Raw genomic sequence first — 24,311 nt, 5'->3', positions numbered from 1 at the left:
TGACGTGGCCCGTTCCTCGTTTACCCGCCGGACAGCCGTCCGTCCCTTTGCGTCGTTCAGTCGAACTTCGGCAGATGGGCGAGCGACTGGGCGACGGCTTCGGCCGGGTAGTCGTAGTTTTCCAGCTGACCGGCGAAATAGCGTTCGTACGAGCTCATGTCGAAATGTCCGTGACCGGTGAGGTTGAAGAGGATCACCTTCGGCTCCCCCGTTTCCTTGCACTTGATCGCCTCGTCGATCGCGGCGCGGATCGCGTGGCACGCCTCGGGCGCCGGGATGATGCCCTCGTTGCGCGCGAACAGCACGCCGGCTTCGAACGTCGCGAGTTGCGGCACGGCGACGGCTTCGAGCAGGCCTTCGTGAAAGAGCTGCGACACGAGCGGCGAATCGCCGTGGTAACGCAGTCCGCCGGCGTGGATGCCGGGAGGCATGAAGTCGTGGCCCAGCGTGTACATCTTCATCATCGGTGTGAAGCCCGAGGCGTCGCCGAAGTCGTAGGCATACTGGCCTTTCGTCAGCGTGGGGCAAGACGTCGGCTCGACCGCGACACAGCGCAGGTTCTGCGCCCGCCGATCGCCGGCCGCCTTGTCGGCGAGGAACGGGAATGCGATGCCGCCGAAGCTCGATCCGCCCCCGCACGGCCCGAACACGACGTCGGGGTAGAGTCCGATCTTGTCGAACTGCTTCTTCGCTTCGAGGCCGATGATGCTCTGGTGCAACAGCACGTGGTTCAGCACCGAACCGAGCGTGTAGTTCGTGTCGGCGCGGCCGGCAGCTTCCTCGACCGCCTCCGAGATCGCGAGACCCAGCGAGCCTTGGTTCTCGGGATCCTTCGCCAGCGCCGCCCGACCGGTCTGCGTCAGTTCCGACGGGCTCGCGAACACTTCGGCGCCCCAGGTCTGCATCATCAGGCGCCGATACGGCTTCTGCTGATAGCTGACCTTGACCATGTAGACGCGCACTTCGAGGCCGAACATCTGGCCCGCGAACGAGATCGACGAGCCCCATTGTCCCGCGCCGGTCTCGGTCGTGAGCCGCGCGATGCCGGCCTGCTTGTTGTAGAACGCCTGCGGCACGGCCGAGTTCGGCTTGTGCGAGCCGGCGGGCGACACGCCTTCGTACTTGAAGAAGATCTTCGCCGGTGTCCCCAGCGCGCGTTCGAGGCGCACCGCGCGCATCAGCGGACTCGGCCGCCATACCTTGTAGACTTCGCGCACCTCGTCCGGAATCGGGATCCAGCGCTCGGCACTCATCTCCTGCTCGAGGATCTGCGGCGGGAAGATCGCCAGCATCTGCTCGGGACTGACCGGCTTGCCGTCGGGACCGAGCGACGGTGTCGGCGGATTCGGCATGTCGGCGACGACGTTGTACCAGTGCGTCGGGATCTCGTTCTCTTCAAGCAGGATGCGGGTCGGTTCGGTCACGTTGTCTATTCCTCGGTGCGAGTGTGGATTGTTCGTTCGGCTGCCCGTGACGGACGCCCGACGTCGTCGGCGGCAGGCTCGTGGGTGATGACGGCCAGCCCCTTCAGGACGAGGTTGTCGACTGGGCTGCACGGGATCGCGAGCTGTCCGGCGAGTCGCGCGGCGGCGCCGCCGCTCAGCACGCAGCGCGCGCCCGGCATGCTCTCGATCTCGCGGAACATCCGTTCGATCGCGCCGAGCTGCGCGTGTCGGCAGCCGGAGCGGATCGCGTCGGCGGTGTTGCGCGGGCTGCGGACGAATTCGCCATCGGCGAACGGGAGTTGGGCAGTGTTGCCGGCCAACGCGCGCCGCATCAGATCCTCGCCAGGCAGAATCAGTCCGCCCTGGAAGTCGCCGTCGGCGTCGAGGACGTCGACCGTCGTCGCGGTGCCGGCATTGACGACGAGGCAGGCGCATCGATACAACGCGCGCGCGCCGATCAGCGCAGCCCAACGGTCGGCGCCGAGTTGCGAAGGGTTGTCGTAGCGATTGCGGACGCCGCAGGATCCGGCTGAAGCGGTGAGCCATTCGGGCGCCGGCGCAAGGCCGGCGAGGGCGCGTGCGATGTCCGACGCGACGGTGGGCCCGGCGACGTTCGCCCCGAACACCCGCCGCAAGTCGCGATGCTCGGCGGCAATCCGGGAGAACCCCGCGCTTTCTTCATGGCCGAGCGTGCCTTCGGCAATCGACCGATCCGCGTCGACGACGCCCCACTTGATCCGCGTGTTGCCGGCGTCGATCAGCAGAATCATGTGGCGATCCTCAGCGACACTTCGCCGGACAGGATGCGTGCAAGTCCGGCGTCGGTGCGCACTAGCAGGGCGCCGTCCTCGTCCACCCCGGCGCAAATGCCGGTGATCTCCTGTTGATCGCCGCTGATCCGTACCGGCAGGTCGGAGAACGCATTGCGTTGCTGCCATGCACCGCGCAGCGCTGCGAAGCCTGCGGCGGCATAGGTGTCGAAAAGCGCGTGGAACTCGGTCAGCAGCGCCGCCAGCAGTCGGTTGCGGTCCGGCAGGGGGTCGAGATGGCTCCCGAGATCGGTCACGCCGGTCTGCTCGGGCAGCGAGAAGTCGGCGGGCAGTCTCAGGTTCAGGCCGATGCCGACCACCGCGGCAGGTGGACGGCCGCGCGCCGGCAGCAGTTCGACGAGGATGCCGGCGAGCTTTTGCCCGTGGACGAGGACGTCGTTCGGCCACTTCAGCTGGAGTCCGTCGACGCCGAGCCTTTCGAGTGCCCGCACGACGGCGAGGCCGGCGACGAGCGACAGACCGGCAGGCACCGGAGCGCCCGGCCGGAAACCCCAGCGGGTCGAAAAAGTGAGGCTCCCGCCGGGCCACGATTGCCATTGCCGCCCGCGCCGGCCGCGGCCCGCGGTCTGGCATTCGGCGGCGACGACCTCGACCGGACCCTCGTCGGCCGGGGCGGCGTCCATCAGTTCACTGTTCGTCGACGCGCATTCGGCGACGATCCGCAGCGCGAATGCCGGCGCCAGCGCGCCGAGATGACGGACGATCGCATCGGACGAAAGCGGCAGGTCGGAATTCGAAAGGCTCAAGCCGGCATTCCCATGTCAGGACGTGAAAGCCGGCATTATCCGTTATTGGCCGGCGGCGCACGAGTCCCGGGGCCGGCGGCGGGGATGCGCTTGCTTGGGTCCGGCGTGTCCCGGCAGCACGGACACGCCGCAACGGGTTCGGAGACGTTTCTACTCGCCCTCGTCCGGGGCGTGCCCCGGATTCCGTGCCTCGTCCATGCCAAGGTCGTGGATCTTGCGCGTGATCGTGTTCCGGCCGATGCCGAGCAGATGTGCCGCGTCGATGCGCCGTCCGCCGGTCGCGGTCAGCGCGCGCCGGATCAGCGTGCGCTCGAAGTCGCGCGTGAGGCGGTCGAAGACTTCCCCCGGCGCGCTCGCGATCAGGCGGTCCGCCTCGGTCGCGAGACCCTCCGACCAGCTCATCGGTGCTTCGCGGTCCGGCTGGTCGCGCATCTCGGGCGGCAGGTCGGCGACCTCGACGGTTTGACCGGGCGCCATCACCGTAAGCCAGTGGCACAGGTTCTCGAGTTGCCGGACATTGCCCGGGAAGGGCTGCGCCTGAAGATACTTGATCGCCGCCTCGGAGACCCGCTTCGCCTCGACGCCGAGGTCCTGCGCGCTTTTCTGCAGAAAGTGACGGACGAGGATCGGAATGTCTTCGCGCCGCTCGCGCAGCGCGGGCAGCCGCAGGCGGATCACGTTCAGGCGGTGGAAGAGATCCTCCCGGAACAGGCCCTGGCGGACGCGGTCCTCGAGGTTCTGGTGCGTCGCGGCGATCACGCGGACGTTCGCGCGGATCGGCTGCTGGCCGCCGACGCGGTAGAAGTGATTGTCCGACAGCACGCGCAGCAGTCGCGTCTGCAGTTCGGCCGGCATGTCGCCGATCTCGTCGAGGAACAGCGTGCCGCCGTCGGCCTGTTCGAAGCGGCCGCGGCGCTGTGCGGCGGCGCCGGTGAAGGCGCCGCGCTCGTGACCGAAGAGTTCGGATTCGAGCAGGTCGCGCGGAATTGCGGCGGTGTTGATCGCGATGAAGGGTGCGTCGTGGCGCGGGCTGTGCCGGTGGAGCGCGCGCGCGACGAGCTCCTTGCCGGCGCCCGATTCGCCGTTGATCAGCACTGTGGCGTGCGACTGCGCGAGCCGGCCGATCGCCCGGAAGACCTCCTGCATGGCGGGCGCCTGACCGAGAATTTCAGGGGCGAGCGGCGCTTCGGCGTGAGTGCCTTCGGGATGCGAGTTCTGATGCAGTGCCCGCTGCACGAGCGCGACCGCCTGATCGACGTCGAACGGCTTCGGCAGGTATTCAAACGCGCCGCCCTGGAACGCTGAGACGGCGCTCTCCAGGTCCGAGTACGCCGTCATGATGATGACCGGCAGATGCGGGTAGAGCACCTTGACGCGCTGGAGCAGCGAGAATCCCGAGTCTCCGGGCATGCGGATATCGGAAACGAGCACTTTCGGCGGCGCTGGGGCGGTCTCGAGCGCGCTCAGCGCCTCGCTCGCCGACGCAAAGCTGCGGTGCGTGATGTCCTCGCGGGCTAGGGCCTTCTCGAGCACCCAGCGTATCGATCGGTCGTCGTCGACAATCCAGACTGTGTTCATCGGCATGCACTTTTTTGGTGCGACCACACTTTGCCTACGCGCGGTCGACGATCGGCAGCAGGATGCTGAAGCAGGTGTGGCCGGGGCGGCTGTCCACTTCGATCATCCCTTGATGCTGCTCAACGAAGCTCTGCGCCAGGGACAGGCCCAGGCCGCTTCCGCCCTCCCGCCCCGAAACCAGCGGATAGAAGATCTTGTCGCGGATCTCTTCCGGAATGCCGGGGCCGTTGTCGATCACTTGCAATTCCAGTGCCAGTTTGAAACGCCGCTTCGCGAGTGTCACCTGCCGGGCGGCGCGGGTGCGCAGGCGGATCTCGCCCTGGCCCTGCATCGCCTGCGCGGCATTGCGCACGATGTTCAGGATCGCCTGGATCAGTTGCTCACGGTCGGCGGTGAATTCGGGGAGGCTCGTGTCGTAGTCGCGGCGGATCTCGAGGTCCGGGAACTCCGCGAGGATCAGGCGCCGGACGCGTTCAAGCACGTCGTGGATATTGAGCTGGCCCGGCCGCATCATGCAGTGCGACGTGAGGAGGCGGTTCATCAGGTCCTGCAACCGGTCGGCTTCGGCGATGATCACCTCGGTGTACTCGCGTAGCTGCGGATCGGCGAGTTCGCGCTCGAGCAGCTGCGCCGAACCGCGAATTCCACCCAGCGGGTTCTTGATCTCGTGCGCGAGATTGCGGATCAGCTCGCGGTTCGCCTGCTGCTGCTGCAGCAGTTGCTCTTCGCGCGCGACGCGAAGCTGCGCGTCGATCGGGCGGAATTCGAGCAGCAGGCGCACGCCGGCGGCGTCGGCCGGGCTTACGGTGCAATCGAGATGCAGCGGATCGCCGTTCTGCCGCGCGATCTTCAGGTCCTGCCCGGTGTAGCTCCAGTTCTGCCGCAGCGCGTTGTCGAGCGCCGCGGCGAGACCGGGCGGCTCGCCGAGGAGCGTCGACAGCGGCATGCCGAGAAGCCTTCGCTGGCTGACCGCGAAGAGGTTTTCGGCGCCCGCGTTGAGGTAGCGGATCACGAGCCGGTCGTCGACGAGGACGACGGCGGACGAGAGCAGATCCAGTGCCGAGAACGGTCCGGAGGAGAGGGTGGAGCGGGGATTGAGGGTCATGAGTGCGCGTCTTGGATTTCACAGCCTTCCGCAATAAACGCGCCAGTCGCGGCGCTACCTTAGCGCACCGATTTCCTTCTTCAACGCCTCGACGTTGCGCTGGTGCAGTTCGACGCGGTCCCGGAAGGGCTCCAGGCGCTCCGCCTTCTTCGCCGGATTGAGCGACGAGAAGCTCGTGCCGTCGGCGCGCTGGCGCCGGATGTTGCGGTCCTCGGGGGCGTCGCGCTTTTCCTCCTCATCGAGCTTCGCGAGCGCGGCGTCGAGCGCGCTTTGCTCGGCCGCGAGTTCCTTTTCGAGCACCTGCCGGCGCGTGTCGTCCCGTGCCCGCTGGGCTTCGGGTGCGACGCGGGGGAAATCCGACGGCGTCGCGGTCGCCTTTGCCGGTGCGCGCACGGGCGGTACCGGAACGGTCGAAACCGGCTGGTCTGTGCTCAACTCCTTGCAGCCGCGTCCGAGCGTCCGGTCGTTGGTGTAGGTCACGCTGCCGTTGGCATCGATACATTTATAGACGCTCGCGTGGGCGAGCGGCGCGAAGACGAGCGCCAGGAGAGCGGGGAGCAGTCGCTTGTCGATCATGGGGAGGGCGTCATGTCCCTTCAGGTTTCGAGGCTCCGAAGCGCCGGCCGCCGCGGAATCGCGGACGATTAGAACGCATAAAAAAAGGACGGGCAATGCCCGTCCTTCCTCGTTGCCGCAAATCGCGAGCGATTACAGGCTGTAGTACATGTCGAACTCGACCGGGTGGGTCGTGATGCGCATGCGGTCGACTTCTTCCATCTTCAGCGCGAGGTAGGCGTCGAGGAAGTCGTTCGAGAACACGCCGCCGCGCGTCAGGAACTCGCGGTCCTTGTCGAGGTACTCGAGCGCTTGTTCGAGGCTCGTGCACACCGTCGGGATCTTCGCATCCTCTTCGGGCGGCAGGTCGTACAGGTTCTTGTCGGCCGGGTCGCCCGGGTGGATCTTGTTCTGGATGCCGTCGAGACCGGCCATCATCAGCGCGGCGAAGCACAGGTACGGGTTCGCCAGCGGATCCGGGAAGCGCGCCTCGATGCGACGGCCCTTCGGGTTCGCGACGTACGGGATGCGGATCGACGCCGAGCGGTTGCGCGCGGAATACGCGAGCTTCGTCGGGGCTTCGTAGTGCGGCACGAGGCGCTTGTACGAGTTCGTGCCCGGGTTCGTGATCGCGTTGAGCGCGCGCGCGTGCTTGATGATGCCGCCGATGTAGTACAGGGCCATTTCCGACAGGCCGGCGTAGCCGTTGCCCGCGAACAGGTTCTGGCCGTCCTTCCAGATCGACTGGTGCACGTGCATGCCCGAACCGTTGTCGCCGACGATCGGCTTCGGCATGAAGGTCGCGGTCTTGCCATACTGGTGCGCGACGTTATGCACGATGTACTTCAGCACTTGCGTCCAGTCGGCGCGCTTCGTCAGAGTGCTGAACTTCGTGCCGATCTCGCACTGGCCGGCGTTCGCCACTTCATGGTGATGGACTTCGACCGGGACGCCGGCCGCTTCGAGCGCGAGCACCATCGCGGCGCGCACGTCGTTGAGGCTGTCGACCGGCGGGACGGGGAAGTAGCCGCCCTTGATGCGCGGCCGGTGGCCGGTGTTGCCGCCTTCGAACTTGTCGGCGGTGGACCACGCGGCTTCTTCGGAGATGATCTTGCTGTAGACGCCCGACATGTCGACCGACCACTCGACCGAGTCGAAAATGAAGAATTCGGGTTCCGGGCCGAAGAACGCGGTGTCGCCGATTCCGGTGCTCTTCAGGTAGGCCTCGGCGCGCTTCGCGATCGAGCGCGGGTCGCGGTCGTAGCCCTTGCCGTCCGACGGCTCGATGACGTCGCAGGTCAGCACCAGCGTCGTTTCGTCGAAGAACGGATCGATGTAGGCCGAACCCGCTTCCGGCAGAAGGATCATGTCGGACGCCTGGATGCCTTTCCAGCCCGCCAGGGAGGAACCATCGAACGGATGGCCGTGTTCGAAGTGATCTTCCTCGAACGCCGAGACGGGCAGACCGACGTGATGCTCCTTCCCGCGCGTATCGGTAAAACGCAGGTCAACGAAGCGGACCTCGTTCTCCTGGATCATCTTCATGACTTCTTGTGCGTTCATATTCACTCCTGGTGAGCTGAGTCGATAGCAAATGACGAGGAAGCTATAGCTGCGGGAAGTTAAGCAGTATCCGTGCCACGGCGTTTTTCGGCGTGTCCGGCATTGTGCCACAGGCGAATTTGCCCCGCGGGTCCTTACCGGAAATCCCGTAACACCTGCGATGCGACGCTTTTCGCCGTGCCGGCGCGCGAAAAACGTGCCGCCCGAATGACGCCGCTGCATCGTGATGGTGCGCGGCGGAAATTCGCGCCTCGTTTTGGTGCAAGCGCGGGGAAGGCGCGGTTTCGAGCCTTCGTGTCGTCAGCGTCGAGCGGCTGGGGCCACGGTCGGACGAAGGAGGGGGCGGGCTCACGGGCTACCGCTTCGGCTCCATTTGGGCGCGTCAGCGACGCGCCCAATGGCGAGGGACCGCGGCTCCAGACGAGCGCCCGGAGCCGCTTGCGGGTGGGCGGTCCCTGCACGGGGCGATATACTTGTCGGCCTTCGATTCTATCCGGGTGACGGGATGGGGAAATTGAATGATCTGCTCGGACTTGCGCGGCAGCGGGCGCAAGACCTGGGTCTGCCGTACGCCGGTGCATTGACGCCGGCCGAGGCACACGAAATCTGGCAATCGGCCCCGGGCGCGAAACTCGTCGACGTGCGCACGCGCGCGGAGTGGGACTGGGTCGGGCGAGTGCCCGGCGCCGTCGAAATCGAATGGCTGAGCTACCCCGGCAACCAGCCGAATCCGCATTTCCTCGTGCAGTTGAAGCGCGAGGTCGATCCGCAGTCGCTCGTGATGTTCATGTGCCGCTCCGGAGGCCGCTCCGACAAGGCGGCGCGCGCGGCGGCCGAGGCCGGGTATCCGGAATGCTACAACGTCCTCGAAGGCTTCGAAGGCGACCGCGATGCCAACGAGCGTCGCAACCGCATCGGCGGCTGGCGCCATGCGGGGCTGCCGTGGCGACAGAGCTGACCGGGCGCTGGAAATCGCGGCGCCGGGCCGGATGCAACCGCTGCCAGTCGCCGTTGTCTCAAACCGAGCCCGCAGAGGGAATCTTCAAGAGATACGAATGACGCAAGTTGCAACCATCAATTTCGACCGATTCAACGCGCTTCGCGACGACGAGGCGCAGGAGCGCATCCGCGCCGCCCGTGCGCGCCTCGGGGACCGTGCCGTGCTGCTGTGTCACCACTACCAGCGCGCCGACGTCTACCAGCATGCCGACCTCACCGGCGACTCGCTGAAGCTCTCGAAGCTCGCATCGCAGACCGAGGCCGAGTTCATCGTGTTCTGCGGCGTGCATTTCATGGCCGAAGTCGCGGACATAATGTCGAAGCCGCACCAGAAGGCGATCCTGCCCGACCTCGCGGCCGGCTGTTCCATGGCCGACATGGCGAGCCTCGCGAAGGTCGAGCGCTGCTGGCGCGAGCTCGCCGAAGTGCTCGGCACGCCCGATTCGCTGATCACGCCGGTCACGTACATCAACTCGGCGGCGGACCTGAAGGCGTTCTGCGGCGAGCACGGCGGCATCGTCTGCACCTCGACGAATGCGCCGAAGATCCTCGATTGGGCATTCGCTCAGCGCGAGAAGGTGCTGTTCTTCCCCGATCAGCACCTCGGTCGCTGGACCGGCTACAAGAAAGGCATTCCCCTCGAGCAGATGGTCGTGTGGGACCCCGACCTCGAGCACGGCGGCCTCACGCCGGACGAAATCCGCAACGCGAAGATCCTGCTGTGGAAGGGGCACTGCTCGGTGCACCAGATGTTCCAGGAAAGCCATATCCGGCGCTGGCGGATGCAGCACCCCGACGGTTTCGTGATCTCGCATCCGGAAAGCAGTCTCGAGGTGTGCATCAACTCCGACTACGTCGGCTCAACCGAGTACATCATCAACACGATCAAGGCCGGGGCGCCGAATACGCGCTGGCTCGTCGGCACCGAGCTGAACCTCGTCGATCGTCTCGCCGAGGAGGTCAAGCCGGAAGGCAAGATCGTGCAATTCATGGCGCCGACCGTTTGCATGTGCTCGACGATGCAGCGTATCGACCCGCAGCACCTCGCGTGGACGCTCGAGAATCTGGCGGACGGCAATGTCGTCAATCACATCCAGGTGCCGCCGCACGAGGCCGAACTCGCGAAAGTCGCGCTGGACCGGATGCTGGCGGTGTCGTGATGGGCGCGGCGCGTGGCGCGGGACGGGGTCTGCGCGTTTGCACCTACAACATCCACAAAGGCTTCTCGCAGTTCAATCGCCGCATGGTGGTGCACGAACTGCGCGAGCGGCTGCGCAGTCTCGACGTCGATCTCGTCTTCCTGCAGGAAGTGCAGGGGCTGCACCTCGGCCATGCGACTCGGCACGCCGACTGGCCGGGGGCGCCGCAGCACGAATTCCTCGCGGAAGACGTCTGGCAGCAGACCGCGTATGGGGGCAATGCGATCTACGACCACGGCCACCATGGCAACGCGATCCTCAGCCGCTTTCCGATCACGTACTCGACCAATACCGACGTCTCGGACCACCGCTTCGAGCGTCGCGGACTGCTGCACTGTGAAGTCCAGGTGCCCGACCTCCCCACGCCGATTCATTGTGTTTGTGCGCACCTCGGGCTGACGTCCGGGAGTCGGCGCCGGCAAATGGAGGTCATCGCCGACCGGATGGAGCAGTTGGCGCCCGCCGGCGCGCCCTTGATCATCTGTGGCGACTTCAACGACTGGCGCAATCGCGCCGACAACCTGCTCGCGCGGCGGCTAGGGATGCGCGAGGCGTTCGACAAGGGCCGCGGCCGGCCGGCGCGCACTTTCCCGAGCACTGTTCCGGTGCTGCGGCTCGACCGGATCTACGTCCGGGGCTTCGGCGTGCGGCATGCGCAGGTCCACTGCGGTCTGCCGTGGTCGCAAATTTCCGATCACTCGGCACTGACCGCGGAGCTGGAGCCTCGCGTGTGAGCGAGTTTCTCGAGGGCAACGCAGTCACGCTGCTCGAGAATGGCGGAGACTTCTTCCCGGCGCTGCAACAGGCGATCGACGGCGCGTCGAAGGAAGTCTTCCTAGAAACCTACATCTTCGAAAACGACGAGACCGGGCGCTGCATCGCCGCGTCGCTGCGGCGAGCCGCGCGGCGCGGGGTCGCCGTGCGCCTGCTCGTCGACGGCTTCGGCGGACGCCTGTTTGTCCGCGATCTGATGCCCGAAATGATTCCGGACGGCGTCGGCGTGCTGATCTACCGGCGGGAGCTCCGCGCCTTTCCGCTGCGGCGTCACCGCTTGCGGCGCATGCACCGCAAGCTCGCGGTGATCGACGGCGCGGTCGCGTTCGTCGGCGGGATCAACATCGTCGATGATCTGCAAAGCGGCAATCTCGCGCAGCCCCGCTACGACTACGCGGTGCGCGTCGAAGGTCCGCTGCTCGGGCCGATCCTCGAGTCCGTACACCACCTGTGGCGGATCGTGTCGTGGGCCCGGTTGCGACGCCGCTTGCGCGAACCGCTCGTCGCTCCGGCGCGGGTGACGCCGGCGGGAACGGTACGCGCCGCCTTCGTCACCCGCGACAACTTCCGCCGGCGGCGTGAAATCGAGGACGCGTATCTCGCTGCGATCGCCGGTGCGAAGCGCGAAGTCGTGATCGCGTGCGCGTATTTCTTTCCCGGGCGCCGGTTCCGGCAAGCGCTCGTCGACGCCGCCGATCGCGGCGTCGAAGTGTCGCTGCTCCTCCAGGGCGTCTCCGACCATCCGATGCTGTGCTACGCGACGCGCGCGCTGTATCCCTTCTTTCTCGACCACGGCATCCGGCTCTACGAATATCACGACAGCGAACTCCATGCGAAGGTGGCCGTCGTCGACGACCGCTGGGCGACCGTCGGTTCGAGCAACATCGATCCGTTCAGCCTGCTGCTCGCGCGCGAAGCCAACGTCGTCGTCGAGGATGCGGACTTCGCGACGCAGCTGCGCGAGAGCCTCGCCCGCGGCATGGCGACCGGGGGGAGGGAGCTGTGTCACGAGGGCTGGCGACGTCTGCCGGCGGTGCGCCGCATCGCGAGCTGGCTCGCGTACCAGGCCGTCCGCCTCGCCATCGGCGTCGCCGGCTATCGCGGCAAGCACTGACACCGGCGTTGCCTGAACTCCCGCGTCTCTTCCGTACTCTACGTTTCGTTGGCCAACCCCGCCGCCGGCCCCGGCAGGATGTTTTCGGGGCACCCGGCCGATCGCGGGCTCCCCAACCGGCGGCCGGATAGCGATGGGACCGCGCCGTCGCCGCGCGTCGTCCCGCTGCGGCGATAGTAACGGAGTCCGCGCGATGGATAGCCCCAAGATTTCCGTGATTACCGGAGCGAGCCGAGGTCTCGGCCGCGCCGCGGCGCATCGCCTTGCGACGATGGAAGACCAGCTCGTGGTCGCGACCGGGCGGCGGGACGAGGATCTCGCAACGTTGCGCGCCAAGCTGCAAATGAGCGGGCACCGGATCGAGACGCGCCGGGTCGACGTCACCGACGACGCTTCGGTTGCCGGGTTGCGGGACTGGATCGCGCAGCGCTTCGGCCGCATCGATGTGCTGATCAACAACGCCGGCATCCTTCTCGACCGTCATTCCACGAGCATCCTCGACCTGCCGCTCGACACGCTGCGCGCGACACTCGAAACGAACCTGTTCGGGGTGTTGCGGGTGACGCAGGCGCTGCTGCCACTGATGCGCAGCAGCCGCGCCGGGCGGGTCGTGAATCTCGCGTCATCGATGGGGCAGCTCGCGGAGATGGACGCCGGTTCGCCCGCCTACCGCATCTCGAAGACGGCGCTGAACGCGCTGACGCGGATCCTCGCGGTGGAGACGGCAGACACTGCCATCAAGGTGAATTCCGTTTGCCCGGGCTGGTGCCGGACGAACATTGGCGGGGCCGAGGCGCCGCGTTCCCCCGAGGAGGGCATCGACACCGTCATCTGGCTCGCGACCTTGCCCGAGGACGGTCCGAGCGGCGGGTTTTTCCGCGACCGCGAGCCCATTCCGTGGTGAAGGGCGACTCAGTGTATCTGATCAGCGCGTTTCGCGGATACGAGGCGAGCGCTCACATTTTGCCGGCCGTTCCTGCCGCTTTGCGCGGGATGATGTCGGTGGACCAGTGCTCGAGCGCCCATTGCCGCACGTCGGTCAAGCCGGCGCCACGTAGCGCTTCCGGCGGATCCTGGCCGAGAAACTCGAGCGCCGCGAACCACCCGTCCGCAGCCCCGAGCTCATCGACCGGCAGCGCGAGCGTCTGCTTCGACAGCTTCTCGCCGGCCGCATTTACCACGACCGGGAGGTGCGCATAGGTCGGCGTCGGATGGCCGAGCAGATGCTGGAGGTGGATCTGCCGGCCCGTCGAACCGAGGAGATCCGCGCCGCGCACGACGTCGGTGACACCGGCCGCGGCATCGTCGACGACGACCGCGAGCTGGTACGCGAACTGCCCGTCACCGCGCAGCACGACGAAATCGCCGACCTCGGTCTCCAGGTTCTCTTCCTGGTGGCCCTGGATGCGGTCGTCGAAGGCGATTCGTCCTGCGACGCGCACGCGCCAGGCGTGCGCGGTGCGTCCGGGGGGAAGTCCGTCGCGACAGGTGCCGGGGTAGATCCGCGAGCCGTCGCGCGCAAGCGCCGAGTCCGCGATTTCGCGGCGCGTGCAAGCGCACGGGAACACGTGGCCGGCGGCCTTCAGGTGGTCGAACGCGTCGCGGTAAAGGTCCAGCCGCGTGCTTTGCCAGACGACCTCGTCGTCCCACGCCAGGCCGAAGCGTTCGAGCGTCTTCAGTATGCCGTCGGCGGCACCGGGGACCGTGCGCGGGGCGTCGACATCCTCGACGCGAAGCAGCCACCGGCCCGCACGCGAGCGGGCGTCGAGAAAGCTGCCGATCGCGGCGACCAGCGAACCGAAATGCAGCGGGCCGGTCGGCGACGGCGCGAAGCGGCCGACGTAGGGACGGCGGGCGATTGTCACGATACGGGGCGGGCGGCTGCGGGATGTAACGCAGCGCCGCGGAAATCCGCGTAGCGCGCCGGATGCAGGCCGGCGGCAGCGAGGTCGGCGGCGAAGCCGGCCGATGCGAGATAGTCGAGTTCGACCTCCCGCGGAGCGGTCAGGCTGTCGCACGCGAGCAGCGCCGCGTCGACCCGGCCGGGATGGACGTGGACGAGCGGGCGCGGGCCGGAGTGCGCGAGGAAAGCCTGCATCAGGCGGCGGAACGGCACACGGCCGGAAAAATCGTGCAATCCGGCGAATCCGTCGTTTGCCGGCAAGCCGGACGCGCGCAGCAAGCGATGCAGACCGACGCCGAGCGTCCCGATCAGCAGCGCCTTCGGCAGCGCGACCCGCCGCGCGAAGGAACACCCGAGCGACTCGCGGCAATCGCGTACCCACACGCGCCCGACCGGATAGCGGCGCAGCAGCTCGTCGACGACCGCTTCGCGCACGTCGGGAAGGACATGCGCGTGCTGATGGCCGTCGAGATGATCCGGCGGCGCGCCCCAGACGTCCTCGAACGCATCGAGTTGCGCCCGAAGCTCGCCGAGCACGGCCCGGCGGTCGAGGCGCCGCGCGAGCGCGCGCGGCAGCAGTCGCGACAGCGCCGGCAACCGGTCGCCTTCGCACAGTCCCGATGCGCGGGTCAGCGGCGGCTGATCGGTCAGCGTCAGATGCAGCCCGACGTCGGCCGGCGCCCGGGCGACGACGCTTTGCAGGTCGGACGCGTGCACGCGCCAGCCCGGCAGCGCGGTCATGCAGCTCGTCGCCGACAGCCGGCCCGCCGCGATCAGGCTGCAGATCGCGTCGCTGACGCCGGGCGCGAGCCCGAAGTCGTCCGCGCACAGAATCACCGGTCGGCTTTCGAGGGAGTTTTTCATGATGACTTGTTCAGACGAGTCTGCCGTCAACGCGCGAGCGGGGTTCTGCGTTTACGGCACAAGTCTCCGGCCCCGGAGGCCTTGCCGAATGTAAAACCGTGTCCCCCGCCCCAGTCCCCGAACCGAAGATCGAAACGAGTCCTTCTCCCGAGTCATTCACCGAAGTCGCGCTCCTGCGACCAAAGCTGTCCGTCGTCATCCCGCTCTTCAACGAGAGCGGTTCGCTCGGCGAATTGCACGCGAGGTTGGCGGCAGTGCTCGCGCGCGTCGCGATCGACAGCCATGAAATCGTGTTCGTCGACGATGGTAGCCGCGACAGCACGTATTCCGAAGCGGCCGCGCTGTGCGAGCGCGATCCGGCGGTGCGCGCGATCCGCTTCGCGCGCAATTTCGGCAAGGAGGCGGCGATGGCCGCGGGCTTGCGGGCCGCGACGGGAGACGTCGTCGTGCTGATGGACGGCGACCTGCAGCATCCGCCGGAGCTGATCCCCGAGATGCTCGAGCGGTGGCGTCAGGGCGCGAAGATGGTGACCGCGGTGCGGCGCTCGCGCGAGACCGATCCGTGGCTGAGGCGCCAGCTGTCGCGCGGGTTTTACGGGCTGTTCAAGCGCGTGTCCGAGGTCGCGCTCGCGGAGGGTGGCGGTGACTTCAGACTCTTCGATCGCGCGGTCGTCCGGGCGATCAACAGCTTGCCGGAGCGCACGCGCTTCATGAAGGGCATCACGAGTTGGGTCGGCTTCCGTCAGGAAGAGATCGCGTTCGAACCGGCCGAGCGTGCAGCCGGCGCGTCCGCGTGGTCGTTGCTGCGCCTGCTGCGCTATGCGATTGACGGTCTGTCGGCGTTCAGCACGTTGCCGCTGCGCGTGTGGTCGCTCGTCGGCATCGGCATGGCGGCGCTTTCCAGCACCTACGGCGCGTGGCTCGTGATCCGCACGATCATCTGGGGCATCGATGTGCCCGGCTATGCGTCGGTAATGGTTGCGACGCTGTTCCTGTCCGGCATCCAGCTGATCAGCCTCGGTGTGCTCGGCGAATACGTCGGGCGCATCTTCACCGAAGTCAAGGGGCGGCCGCTTTACCTCGTCGCCGAGCAGGCCGGTTTCCCCGAGGAAGAGCGATGAGCGCGGCGGAGCATGCAGGGGCGCGCGAAAGCCACGCGCCCGCTCCCGGGCAGACGGCAACCGGTGCGGCGTCAGCGTGGCCGAGGGGCGAGGCGCTGCTCTCGGCGGTCCGCGCACAGCACGTCGCGCTGGCGCTGCTCGTCGCGACCGGCGTCTTCATCGTCTTCACGTTCAGGCAATACGGCATCAGCAACGACGAGGAAGTGCAGCACGTCTATGGCCGCCTGCTCGTCGAGTTCTACGCGTCGGGCTTCGTCGAGCGTGCGGCGTTCGCGTACAAGAACCTGTATCTCTACGGTGGCCTGTTCGATCTGATCGCGGCAACGCTCGAACAGATCGTGCCGATGAACGTCTGGGATCTGCGCCACCTGCTGTCCGGCGCGTTCGGCCTCGCGGGTCTCGCGGGGACATGGCAACTCGCGCGGCTCGTCGTCGGCGAGCGCGGCGGCCTCGTCGCACTCGTGCTGCTGCTGCTGACCGGCGGATGGTCGGGGGCGATGTTCACGCACACGAAGGACGTGCCCTTCGCAGCGATGATGACCTGGGCCTTGTACTTCACGACGCGCTTCGCGATACGCCTGCCGGCGGTACGTGTCGGCGACGCGATCGGGCTCGGGGTTGCGATCGGCGCCGCATTCGGGCTGCGCGTCGGCGCGGTGTTCGCGGTGTTCTATCTCGGCGTCGCGGTGCTTGCGGCAGCGTGGATCGGCGGCGACGACGCGGCTGCGCGGCTGAAGATCCTGCGGCGCGCGCTGCTGGCACTGCTGCCGGCGGGGGCCGTCGCGTTCGCGCTGATGGCCGTGTTCTGGCCATGGGCAGTCCTGTCGCCGGGCAACCTGTTCCGCGCGATGACGACCTTTTCGCATTTCTCGTTCCCGCTCGACACGATTCTCGACGGCGTCGTAATGAAGAACGGGGAGGTGCCGGGGCACTACCTGCTGAGCTACCTCCTGGTCCGCCTGCCGGAACTGTTTCTGCTCGGCATCGCGTTCGCGCTGCCGGCGGGCTTGCGTGCGCTCCCGATCCTGTCGTCCCGCGACGGCCGGCAATCGACGCTGATCCTGCTGCCGGTCGCTCTCGCCGCCGCGTTTCCGGTCGTCTATACGCTCGTCGCGGCGCCGCCGCTCTACAACGGAATCCGTCACTTCACGTTCGTGCTTCCGCCGCTCGCCGTGATCGCGGCTGCCGGTTTTCACAGTGCGTGGAGGCACGGCGCGCCCTGGCCGCGTACGCGTCTCGCGGCCGCCGCTGGCTGTCTCCTGCTCGCGCTCACGCACGTGGTGAGCCTCGCACGCCTGCATCCGTACGAGTACGTTTTCTACAACGCATTCGCCGGCGGCGTGCATGGCAGCGTCGACCGCTGGGAGCAGGACTACTGGTCGAGCAGCCTGCGCGAAGCCGTGGGACTGCTGAACGCCTACGTCGCCGCCGAGGGCAGGCCGCATCGGCGCCACACTGTGGCGGTATGCGCCGAGTCGCTGCAAGCGGCGGCGTGGCTCGCCCCGGGGCTCGACGTCACGCGCAACTGGCGCGCGGCCGATTTCTTCCTGTCGGCGACTCATATGAATTGCGACGCGGTGGTGAAGGGGAAGATCGTCAGAGAAATCGTGCGCGACGGCGTCGTGCTCGCGATCGTGCGCGACCGGCGTGCGCTCGTCGGGCACGAGCGCGAGCCGAAATGAGCCACCGATCGCTCGTCGGCCGCCTCGCACGCTTCGCGGCCGCGGGCGCGGTCGGCACGCTCGCTCACTATGCGTTGCTGCTCGCACTCGTCGAGGGGGGCGGCGTCCGCCCCGTCTTCGGCTCGGTCGCGGGTTTCGTGCTCGGCGCGCTGGTGAATTACGCGCTCAATCGCCGCCTCGTGTTCCGCTCCGATCGCGCCCACGTCGAAGCGCTGCCGCGCTTCTTCGCCGTGGCCGGCGTCGGCCTCCTGTGGAACGCGTTGTTGATGTACGGCTTCACCGTGACGCTCGGCCTGCATTACCTGCTCGCGCAGGTCGTGACGACCGGTCTGCTGCTGATCTGGCACTACACCGGCAACGCGCGGTGGACTTTCCGCAAGTCCGACGCCGCGAGCGACGCGATGAAGCGCTGAACGGCGGCCGTCCGTCTCGCCGTCGTGTCGCGCCGGCAGCGTGAATGTCGTATTGCCTGAAAAACGGGCCGGGACGCCCGGGGGCGGCGAGACGATGCCTCGCGGGCGCGCGGCGGAGCGCGTCTCCCGTGAGGCGGGATCAGGACGTCAGACGTTGAACAGGAAGTTCAGCACGTCGCCGTCCTTGACGACGTATTCCTTGCCTTCGGCGCGCATCTTGCCGGCTTCCTTCGCGCCCTGTTCGCCCTTGTACGCGATGAAGTCGTCGTAGGCGATCGTCTGCGCGCGGATGAAGCCGCGCTCGAAGTCGGTGTGGATGACGCCGGCCGCCTGCGGCGCCGTATCGCCGACGTGGATCGTCCACGCGCGCACTTCCTTGACGCCGGCGGTGAAGTAGGTCTGCAGGCCGAGGAGCTTGTAGCCGGCGCGGATCAGTCGGTTCAGCCCCGGCTCGTCGAGGCCGAGGTCGGCGAGGAATTCCTTCTTGTCGGCGTCGTCGAGCTCGGCGATCTCGGCTTCGATCGCCGCGCACACCGCGACGACCTCCGCCTTCTCTGCCACTGCGTGCGCGCGAACCGCGTCCAGGTGCGGGTTGTTCTCGAAGCCGCCTTCCTTGACGTTGGCTACATACAGCACGGGTTTCGCGGTGATCAGGCAGAACGGCTTCAGGCTCGCCCATTCCTCCTTCGACAAATCGAGCCCGCGCACCGGCTTCGCCTGATCGAGCTGCGCGACGCATTTTTCGAGCACCGCGACGAGCGCCTTCGCATCCTTGTCGCCGGCCGCCGCGGGGCGCTTGTAGCGCGCGAGGGCCTTGTCGATGGTCGCCATGTCGGCGAGCGCGAGTTCGGTGTCGATGACCTCGATGTCGCGGATCGGATCGACGCTGCCCGAGACGTGGACGACGTTCTCGTCGGCGAAGCAGCGCACGACGTGCACGACCGCGTCGGTTTCGCGGATGTTCGCGAGGAACTGATTCCCGAGGCCTTCGCCTTTCGAGGCGCCGGCGACGAGGCCCGCAATGTCGACGAACTCGACGATTGCAGGCTGAACCCTCTGCGGTTTCACGATCGTCGACAGCGCGTCGAGACGGGGATCGGGCACTTCGACGATGCCGACGTTCGGCTCGATCGTGCAGAAGGGATAGTTCTCGGCCGCGATGCCGGATTTCGTCAGCGCGTTGAAGAGGGTCGACTTGCCGACATTCGGCAAACCGACGATTCCGCATTTGAGGCTCATGCAATTCCTTGTGTTCTGCGCGCCGTGGAGTCGAGGTTTGAACCGTCGGCGGAACGACTGCGCTTTGCAGCTGGTGAGTGAAGCCGGGTGCGAAGGCAGGGCTTCGTCGACGCCGACGAAATCGACCGGTCTTCGCCCGGAAAGCCGCGATTGTAACTCCCGACCTTATCGGGCTGTGAATTCGATCACAGCCGCGATTTTCGCTGCTCGGAATCGATGACGGTCGAGAATGCGACAAGGATTTCAAGCCGACGAGGAGCCGGGGGACGGGGTGACTGGTGGGCTTCGGAGCTTCGATCGGGGCCTTATCGTCACGATCCGGTCATATTCCATATCCCGGCGTATCCGGGCCGGGCAAAATCATTCTGCCGGCACGTATACCGACACGATCGTGGTCACGGTGGCCTATTGACGACGGTGCGGCGGGAAATCTCATGAACTCTCGGTCGACAGGCAACAGGAAACCACGGAGGCTCGCATGCGCGAGCGTCCCGATCGCGGTCGTCGCTGCATCGGCGCGCACGTTTGCGGCTTCGGTGCCTGATCTCATCGAATCAAGCCTCGAAGAGCTGAGGTCGACCGAGCTGCCGCCGCTGTCTTCGTCGGTGCAATTCCAGGTTTCCGCGACCGCGGTCGCGCCGTGCAGGATCGCTGCGGCGGGCCTCGGGTTCCCGCGCGGCAATCCATGAAGCGGAGCACCTGCATCGATACGATCACGTCGATCCATCACATTAAAACGGCGAACGTCATGCACCCGTTCCGCGATCTCCCGCTGCGCAGCAAGCTCACCGTCATCATCATGACGGTCTGTTGCGTCGTGCTGGTGCTCGGCGGCCTCGCGCTGACGGCGCGCTATGCGGCGACCGAACAGCAGAAGCTCTGCGCGCGGATGACCGTACTGGCGAAAATCGGCGCGGCGAATGTTGCCGCCGCGGTGACTTCCGGTGACCGCGCGGCCGCGCAGGAGACGCTCGCAGCGCTGGCCGTGGAGCCGAGCATACTCGCGGCCGCGGTGCGGGACCGCGACGGTTCCCCGTTGGCGGACTTCGTCGTGCGCGGGATGGCCGATGCAAGTGACGACCGCGACCTCGACGACCGGCTGGGTATCCCCGTGCCTATCGTCGTTGACGGGGAGACGATCGGCTCCTTCCTGATCGACGTCGATCTGCGCCCGCTGCGCGTCGCGCTCCTGCACGACGCGGGCATGTTCTCGCTGATCATTGCCGCCGCCGGTCTCGTTGCGCTGATGCTGTCGGCGCGGCTGCAAAAAATCATTTCTCAACCGATCATCCGCCTCGCGCACGCGATGAAGTATGTGTCGCGCGTGCAGGATTACTCGGCGCGTGTCGAGCCCGCCGGTCAGGACGAAATCGGCACGCTGATCGAAGGTTTCAACGACATGCTGGCGCAGATCCGGGTTCGGGACGAGAAGCTCGCGCACCATCGGCGCCAGCTCGAAGATGCCCAGCGGATCGCGCGACTCGGCAATTGGGAGTGGGACGTCGCGCGCGGGCGGATGGCGCTATCGATGCAGGCCTGCGAAATCCTCGGCCTCGACCGACTGCCAGCGCGCGCGGATCTTGAAACCTTCCTCGCATGCGTCCATTCCGAGGACCGTGAGCGTGTGCGAGGCGCGTTCTCGGCGCTAGCGGAAGGCGGCGCGCTCGACCTCGAGCATCGACTCGCTGCCGACCGCGGGCGTCATGTCCAGGTGCGGGGAGAGGCGAGCGTCGATGGCATGGGCAAGATCCTGCGGTTCGCCGGTTCGGTGCAGGACGTCAGCGAGCGCGCGCGATCCGAGGAGGAGTTGAGAATCGCCGCGAACGCGCTCGAAAGTATCGGCGACGCGGTCGCGATCCTCGATTCCCGGCGCCGCGTCGTCTCGGTCAATCGCGCGTTTTCGACGATGACTGGCTACCGACGCGAGGAAGTCGTCGGCCGGACGCTGGATCTGCTGCGTTCGGACCGGCACGACAGGGCCTTCCATGAGGAAATCTGGCGCAGCGTGCGCGCCTTGGGCCAATGGCACGGCGAGATCTGGGAGCGGCGCCGCTCGGGCGAGGTCTATCCACAGTGGGTGAGCATCGGCGAAGTCCGCGACAAGCTCGGCAAGGTGTCGCACTTCGTGTCGGTCGGCAACGACATTTCGGAACGCAAGCAATACGAATCGCGGCTCGAGTTCCAGGCACACCACGATGCCCTCACCCAGTTGCCGAACCATGTCCTGTTCAAGGCGCAACTCGACGAAACGCTACTGCGGGCGAAACGCAACAACTGCGGGGTGGGCGTGATGTTCATCGATCTCGACCGCTTCAAGGCCGTCAACGACACGTTCGGGCATGAAGCCGGCGATCTGTTGCTGAAAGCCGCGGCGGCACGCATGAAGTCTTGCCTGCGCGCGAGCGACTTGGTCGGGCGACTGGGGGGTGACGAATTTGCGGTCATCCTCGACGAACTCGACAGTTGTGGAGACGCCGCGGCGGTCGCCGAGAAGCTCGTAAGCAAGCTCGCGGCGAGCTTCGAGCTCGCCGGCCGCCTGGTATCGATCAGTGCCAGCATTGGAGTCGCGTGCTATCCGGACGACGGAAGCGATGGCGAAACCTTGCTGAAAAGCGCCGACGCGGCGATGTATCGGGCGAAGGAATCCGGCCGCTGCGCGTACCGGTTCCATTCCTGCGTCACGGAGCCGGAGGCTCCTTCGGTTTCGACGGCTTCGGCGGAGCCGGTCGCGCGTTGAGCCGAGTGCTCGCCGAGTTCCAGTCCCCGCGCGCGATCGTCGGCCACGCCAAGAGAGCCCGCTCGAGCGCCTCGTCGATCTGCGTCTGTTCTTCGCGGCGCGCGGGCTTGAGAACGTAATTGGCGACTTCGTTGCGGTCGCCCGGGTGGCCGATGCCCACGCGCAGGCGCCAATAATCGTTCGTGCCGAGGTGCGCGGAAGTGTCCTTGAGGCCGTTATGGCCGCCAAGGCCGCCGCCGAATTTCAGGCGTAACTGGCCGGGCGGGATGTCGAGTTCGTCGTGGACGACGAGGATTTCGGCGGGGGCGATGCGGTAAAACCGCGCCAACGCACCGACCGCCTGTCCCGACCGATTCATGTAGGTCTGCGGCATCAGCAACCAGATCCCGAGCTCGCGCGCGTTCGCGACGAAGCCATGAAAGCGGGATTCGTGACTGAAGCGGATGCCGAGCTTGTCGGCGAGCTGCTCACAAAACCAAAACCCGGCGTTGTGCCGGGTTCCGGTGTATTCGGCGCCGGGATTGCCGAGGCCGACGACGAGGCGCGGTGTCGCGGTGCTCATCGAATCGGCCTCCGCCCGGCTGCGTCATGCCTGGGACGCAAATTGCAACCTCAGGCCGCTTCGCCTTCGCCTTCGGCGGTTTCTTCCGCCGCGGCGCCCTTCACGGTCAGCGCGGTCGCGACGACCGGATCGCCTTCGCCGTGCTGAACGATCGCGACGCCTTCAGGCAGCTTGAGCTGCGACACGTGGACCGACGCGCCGGCCTCGAGGTCCTTCAGGTCGACTTCGACGAATTCCGGCAGGTTGGCCGGCAGGCACTCGACGTTGAGTTCGGTAATCGTGTGCGAAATCATGCAGCCGCCGAGCTTCACGGCAGGGCAGACTTCGGCGTTGACGAAGTGCAGCGGCACCTTCAGGTGCAGCTTCTGGCCCGCGTCGATGCGCTGGAAGTCGAGGTGCAGGACCTGCTGCTGGAACGGGTGCCACTGCGTGTCACGCAGCACCACGGTCTGCTTCGTGCCTTCGAGGTCGATCGACAGCACCGAAGCGTGGAACGTTTCCTTCTTCAGCAGGTGATACAGCTCGTTGTGGTCGACGGCGATCGCCTGCGCGCCGGTGTCGGCACCGTAGATGATGCCCGGGATCCGGCCGGCGCGACGCAGGCGGCGGCTCGCACCCGTGCCCTGTTCCACGCGCTTGGTGGCCTTGAATTCGATTTGCATTGCAATGGCTCCTGGTTGAAACAAAGATCCGCCCGCGACCAGGCGGAGGGGGAAGTCCCCGGCTTGCGCCGGGGACGAAATTCATTCCATGAACAGCGAGCTGACGGATTCCTCGTTGCTGATGCGCAGCATCGTGTCCGCGAGCAGTGAGGCGACCGATACCTGACGGATGCGCGGGCAGGCTTTCGCGTCGTCGCGCAGCGGGATCGTGTCGGTGACGACGAGCTCGTCGAGGTCGGATTCGCCGATCCGCGCGACCGCCGAGCCGGACAGCACCGCGTGGGTGCAATACGACAGCACGCGGCGTGCGCCGTTTTCCTTCAGCGCCGTCGCGGCCTTGCACAGCGTGCCGGCGGTATCGACGATGTCGTCCATGATCACGCAGGTGCGGTCCTTGACCTCGCCGATGATGTTCATGACTTCGGAGACGTTCGCCTTCGGGCGCCGCTTGTCGATGATCGCGAGGTCGCACTCCATGCGCTTCGCGAACGCGCGGGCGCGCACGACGCCGCCGACGTCGGGGGAGACGACGAGCAGGTCGTCGTACTTCTGCTTATCGAGGTCCGCGAGCAGTACCGGCGCCGCGTAGACGTTATCGACCGCGATGTCGAAGAACCCCTGGATCTGGTCGGCGTGAAGGTCCATCGTCAGAAGACGCTGCACACCGACGGCCTGCAGCATGTTCGCGACGACCTTCGCGGTGATCGGCACCCGCGCCGAACGGGGCCGGCGGTCCTGGCGGGCGTAGCCGAAGTAGGGAATCGCGGCGGTGATGCGGCCGGCCGACGCGCGCTTCAACGCATCGACCAGGACCAGCAACTCCATGAGGTTTTCGTTGGTCGGCGAACAGGTCGGCTGCAGGACGAAAATGTCCTTGCCGCGGACGTTTTCCAGCAGTTCGATGTTCACTTCGCCGTCGGAGAAACGACCGACCGTGGCCGACCCGATGGAAATGCCCAGTCTGCGCACGACATCCGCCGCGAGTTTGGGGTTGGCGTTGCCGGTGAAGACCATCAGGCTGCCATAGGCCATGTCCGAAGCTCCGATGCCGATAGAATGGCTTGATAAAAACAATACGGGCAGGCCCGTGGCCTGCCCGTATCAATGCTGGCTGGGGAAGAAGGATTCGAACCTTCGAATGCCGGAATCAAAATCCGGTGCCTTGACCAACTTGGCGACTCCCCAGTAAAACCTGTTTTCAGTACAACCAATCAAAACCT

At 66.6% G+C, this 24,311-nt stretch carries 23 protein-coding genes and 1 tRNA gene; 9 read left to right on the top strand and 15 right to left on the bottom strand.

Annotation, left to right across the window (positions count from 1 at the left end):
* Window positions 1-56 precede the first annotated feature (56 nt).
* The 7 genes from ROZ37_RS11350 to glnA form a co-directional block, all read right to left on the bottom strand.
* Window positions 57-1,424 carry a TrpB-like pyridoxal phosphate-dependent enzyme gene (locus ROZ37_RS11350; RefSeq protein ID WP_312659461.1) on the bottom strand — a complete coding sequence of 456 codons (1,368 nt, stop codon included), beginning with the start codon at window positions 1,422-1,424 and terminating at the stop codon, window positions 57-59.
* 5 nt (window positions 1,425-1,429) lie between these two features.
* A complete protein-coding gene (locus ROZ37_RS11345) occupies window positions 1,430-2,215 on the bottom strand; it encodes a type III pantothenate kinase (protein WP_312659460.1) in 786 nt (261 codons plus the stop codon).
* A complete protein-coding gene (locus tag ROZ37_RS11340; protein WP_312659459.1) occupies window positions 2,212-3,021 on the bottom strand; it encodes a biotin--[acetyl-CoA-carboxylase] ligase in 810 nt (269 codons plus the stop codon). Before ROZ37_RS11340 ends, ROZ37_RS11345 begins: the two co-directional genes overlap by 4 nt.
* 150 nt (window positions 3,022-3,171) lie before the next feature.
* Window positions 3,172-4,599: a nitrogen regulation protein NR(I) gene (gene ntrC / locus ROZ37_RS11335; protein ID WP_312659458.1), complete on the bottom strand. Its 1,428-nt coding sequence runs from the start codon at window positions 4,597-4,599 to the stop codon at window positions 3,172-3,174.
* 34 nt (window positions 4,600-4,633) lie between these two features.
* Window positions 4,634-5,704, bottom strand: a complete 1,071-nt coding sequence (gene glnL / locus ROZ37_RS11330) for a nitrogen regulation protein NR(II) (protein ID WP_312659457.1) — start codon at window positions 5,702-5,704, stop codon at window positions 4,634-4,636.
* A 54-nt stretch (window positions 5,705-5,758) separates the two neighbouring features.
* Complete coding sequence (locus tag ROZ37_RS11325; RefSeq protein ID WP_312659456.1) at window positions 5,759-6,280, bottom strand: DUF4124 domain-containing protein; 522 nt, start codon at window positions 6,278-6,280, stop codon at window positions 5,759-5,761.
* A gap of 132 nt (window positions 6,281-6,412) precedes the next feature.
* Complete coding sequence (gene glnA / locus ROZ37_RS11320; RefSeq protein WP_312659455.1) at window positions 6,413-7,822, bottom strand: type I glutamate--ammonia ligase; 1,410 nt, start codon at window positions 7,820-7,822, stop codon at window positions 6,413-6,415.
* 505 nt (window positions 7,823-8,327) lie between these two features.
* On the opposite strand from glnA, the gene ROZ37_RS11315 reads away from it, so the two are divergent.
* The 5 genes from ROZ37_RS11315 (at window position 8,328) to ROZ37_RS11295 (ending at window position 12,812) form a co-directional block, all read left to right on the top strand.
* A complete protein-coding gene (locus ROZ37_RS11315) occupies window positions 8,328-8,780 on the top strand; it encodes a rhodanese-like domain-containing protein (protein ID WP_312659454.1) in 453 nt (150 codons plus the stop codon).
* Window positions 8,781-8,877: 97 nt separating this feature from the next.
* Window positions 8,878-9,981, top strand: a complete 1,104-nt coding sequence (gene nadA, locus ROZ37_RS11310; RefSeq protein WP_312659453.1) for a quinolinate synthase NadA — start codon at window positions 8,878-8,880, stop codon at window positions 9,979-9,981.
* Window positions 9,981-10,754 (top strand): endonuclease/exonuclease/phosphatase family protein, encoded by a 774-nt coding sequence (locus tag ROZ37_RS11305; protein ID WP_312659452.1) that lies wholly within the window; start codon window positions 9,981-9,983, stop codon window positions 10,752-10,754. The genes nadA and ROZ37_RS11305 overlap by 1 nt, the downstream gene beginning before the upstream one ends.
* A complete protein-coding gene (gene clsB, locus ROZ37_RS11300; protein ID WP_312659451.1) occupies window positions 10,751-11,908 on the top strand; it encodes a cardiolipin synthase ClsB in 1,158 nt (385 codons plus the stop codon). The genes ROZ37_RS11305 and clsB overlap by 4 nt, the downstream gene beginning before the upstream one ends.
* 193 nt (window positions 11,909-12,101) lie before the next feature.
* A complete protein-coding gene (locus tag ROZ37_RS11295; protein WP_312659450.1) occupies window positions 12,102-12,812 on the top strand; it encodes an SDR family oxidoreductase in 711 nt (236 codons plus the stop codon).
* Window positions 12,813-12,864: 52 nt separating this feature from the next.
* Here the strand turns inward: ROZ37_RS11295 and gluQRS are convergent, their stop codons facing one another.
* Together gluQRS and ROZ37_RS11285 are read right to left on the bottom strand one after the other, a co-directional pair.
* Window positions 12,865-13,773 (bottom strand): tRNA glutamyl-Q(34) synthetase GluQRS, encoded by a 909-nt coding sequence (gene gluQRS, locus ROZ37_RS11290; protein WP_312659449.1) that lies wholly within the window; start codon window positions 13,771-13,773, stop codon window positions 12,865-12,867.
* Complete coding sequence (locus ROZ37_RS11285; RefSeq protein WP_312659448.1) at window positions 13,770-14,675, bottom strand: ChbG/HpnK family deacetylase; 906 nt, start codon at window positions 14,673-14,675, stop codon at window positions 13,770-13,772. The genes gluQRS and ROZ37_RS11285 overlap by 4 nt, the downstream gene beginning before the upstream one ends.
* Before the next feature lie 98 nt (window positions 14,676-14,773).
* Here ROZ37_RS11285 and ROZ37_RS11280 point away from each other — a divergent pair, with 98 nt between their 5' ends.
* From ROZ37_RS11280 to ROZ37_RS11270, 3 genes are read left to right on the top strand one after another with little or no spacing between them, the layout of a single operon-like run.
* Entirely contained in the window at window positions 14,774-15,796 is a 1,023-nt protein-coding gene (locus ROZ37_RS11280; RefSeq protein WP_312659447.1) for a glycosyltransferase family 2 protein, read from the top strand.
* Window positions 15,793-17,478, top strand: a complete 1,686-nt coding sequence (locus ROZ37_RS11275) for a hypothetical protein (RefSeq protein WP_312659446.1) — start codon at window positions 15,793-15,795, stop codon at window positions 17,476-17,478. The genes ROZ37_RS11280 and ROZ37_RS11275 overlap by 4 nt, the downstream gene beginning before the upstream one ends.
* On the top strand, window positions 17,475-17,891 hold the full coding sequence (locus ROZ37_RS11270) for a GtrA family protein (RefSeq protein ID WP_312659445.1): 417 nt from the start codon (window positions 17,475-17,477) through the stop codon (window positions 17,889-17,891). The genes ROZ37_RS11275 and ROZ37_RS11270 overlap by 4 nt, the downstream gene beginning before the upstream one ends.
* 147 nt (window positions 17,892-18,038) lie before the next feature.
* Here ROZ37_RS11270 and ychF read toward each other — a convergent pair whose 3' ends face one another.
* A complete protein-coding gene (gene ychF / locus ROZ37_RS11265; protein WP_312659444.1) occupies window positions 18,039-19,130 on the bottom strand; it encodes a redox-regulated ATPase YchF in 1,092 nt (363 codons plus the stop codon).
* Window positions 19,131-19,452: 322 nt separating this feature from the next.
* Entirely contained in the window at window positions 19,453-19,884 is a 432-nt protein-coding gene (locus ROZ37_RS11260; RefSeq protein ID WP_312659443.1) for a hypothetical protein, read from the bottom strand.
* On the opposite strand from ROZ37_RS11260, the gene ROZ37_RS11255 reads away from it, so the two are divergent.
* The gene (locus tag ROZ37_RS11255) at window positions 19,879-21,867 is read left to right on the top strand and encodes a diguanylate cyclase domain-containing protein (protein WP_312659442.1); all 1,989 of its coding nucleotides are present in this window, start codon (window positions 19,879-19,881) and stop codon (window positions 21,865-21,867) included. The two genes, ROZ37_RS11260 and ROZ37_RS11255, sit on opposite strands and share 6 nt — an antisense overlap.
* Here the strand turns inward: ROZ37_RS11255 and pth are convergent.
* From pth to ROZ37_RS11235, 4 genes are all read right to left on the bottom strand, one after another.
* Window positions 21,809-22,429, bottom strand: coding sequence for an aminoacyl-tRNA hydrolase (gene pth, locus ROZ37_RS11250; protein ID WP_312659441.1), 621 nt, complete (start codon window positions 22,427-22,429; stop codon window positions 21,809-21,811). The genes ROZ37_RS11255 and pth overlap by 59 nt on opposite strands.
* Before the next feature lie 50 nt (window positions 22,430-22,479).
* Window positions 22,480-23,091, bottom strand: a complete 612-nt coding sequence (locus ROZ37_RS11245; RefSeq protein ID WP_312659440.1) for a 50S ribosomal protein L25/general stress protein Ctc — start codon at window positions 23,089-23,091, stop codon at window positions 22,480-22,482.
* An 81-nt stretch (window positions 23,092-23,172) separates the two neighbouring features.
* Window positions 23,173-24,123, bottom strand: a complete 951-nt coding sequence (locus tag ROZ37_RS11240) for a ribose-phosphate pyrophosphokinase (RefSeq protein ID WP_312659439.1) — start codon at window positions 24,121-24,123, stop codon at window positions 23,173-23,175.
* A 76-nt stretch (window positions 24,124-24,199) separates the two neighbouring features.
* Window positions 24,200-24,276: transfer RNA gene (locus tag ROZ37_RS11235), tRNA-Gln, on the bottom strand.
* Between the last annotated feature and the right edge of the window lie 35 nt (window positions 24,277-24,311).

Source organism: Aromatoleum sp. (genome assembly GCF_032027225.1).
Lineage (GTDB): Bacteria > Pseudomonadota > Gammaproteobacteria > Burkholderiales > Rhodocyclaceae > Aromatoleum.
This window is presented reverse-complemented; position numbering and strand designations above follow the sequence as displayed.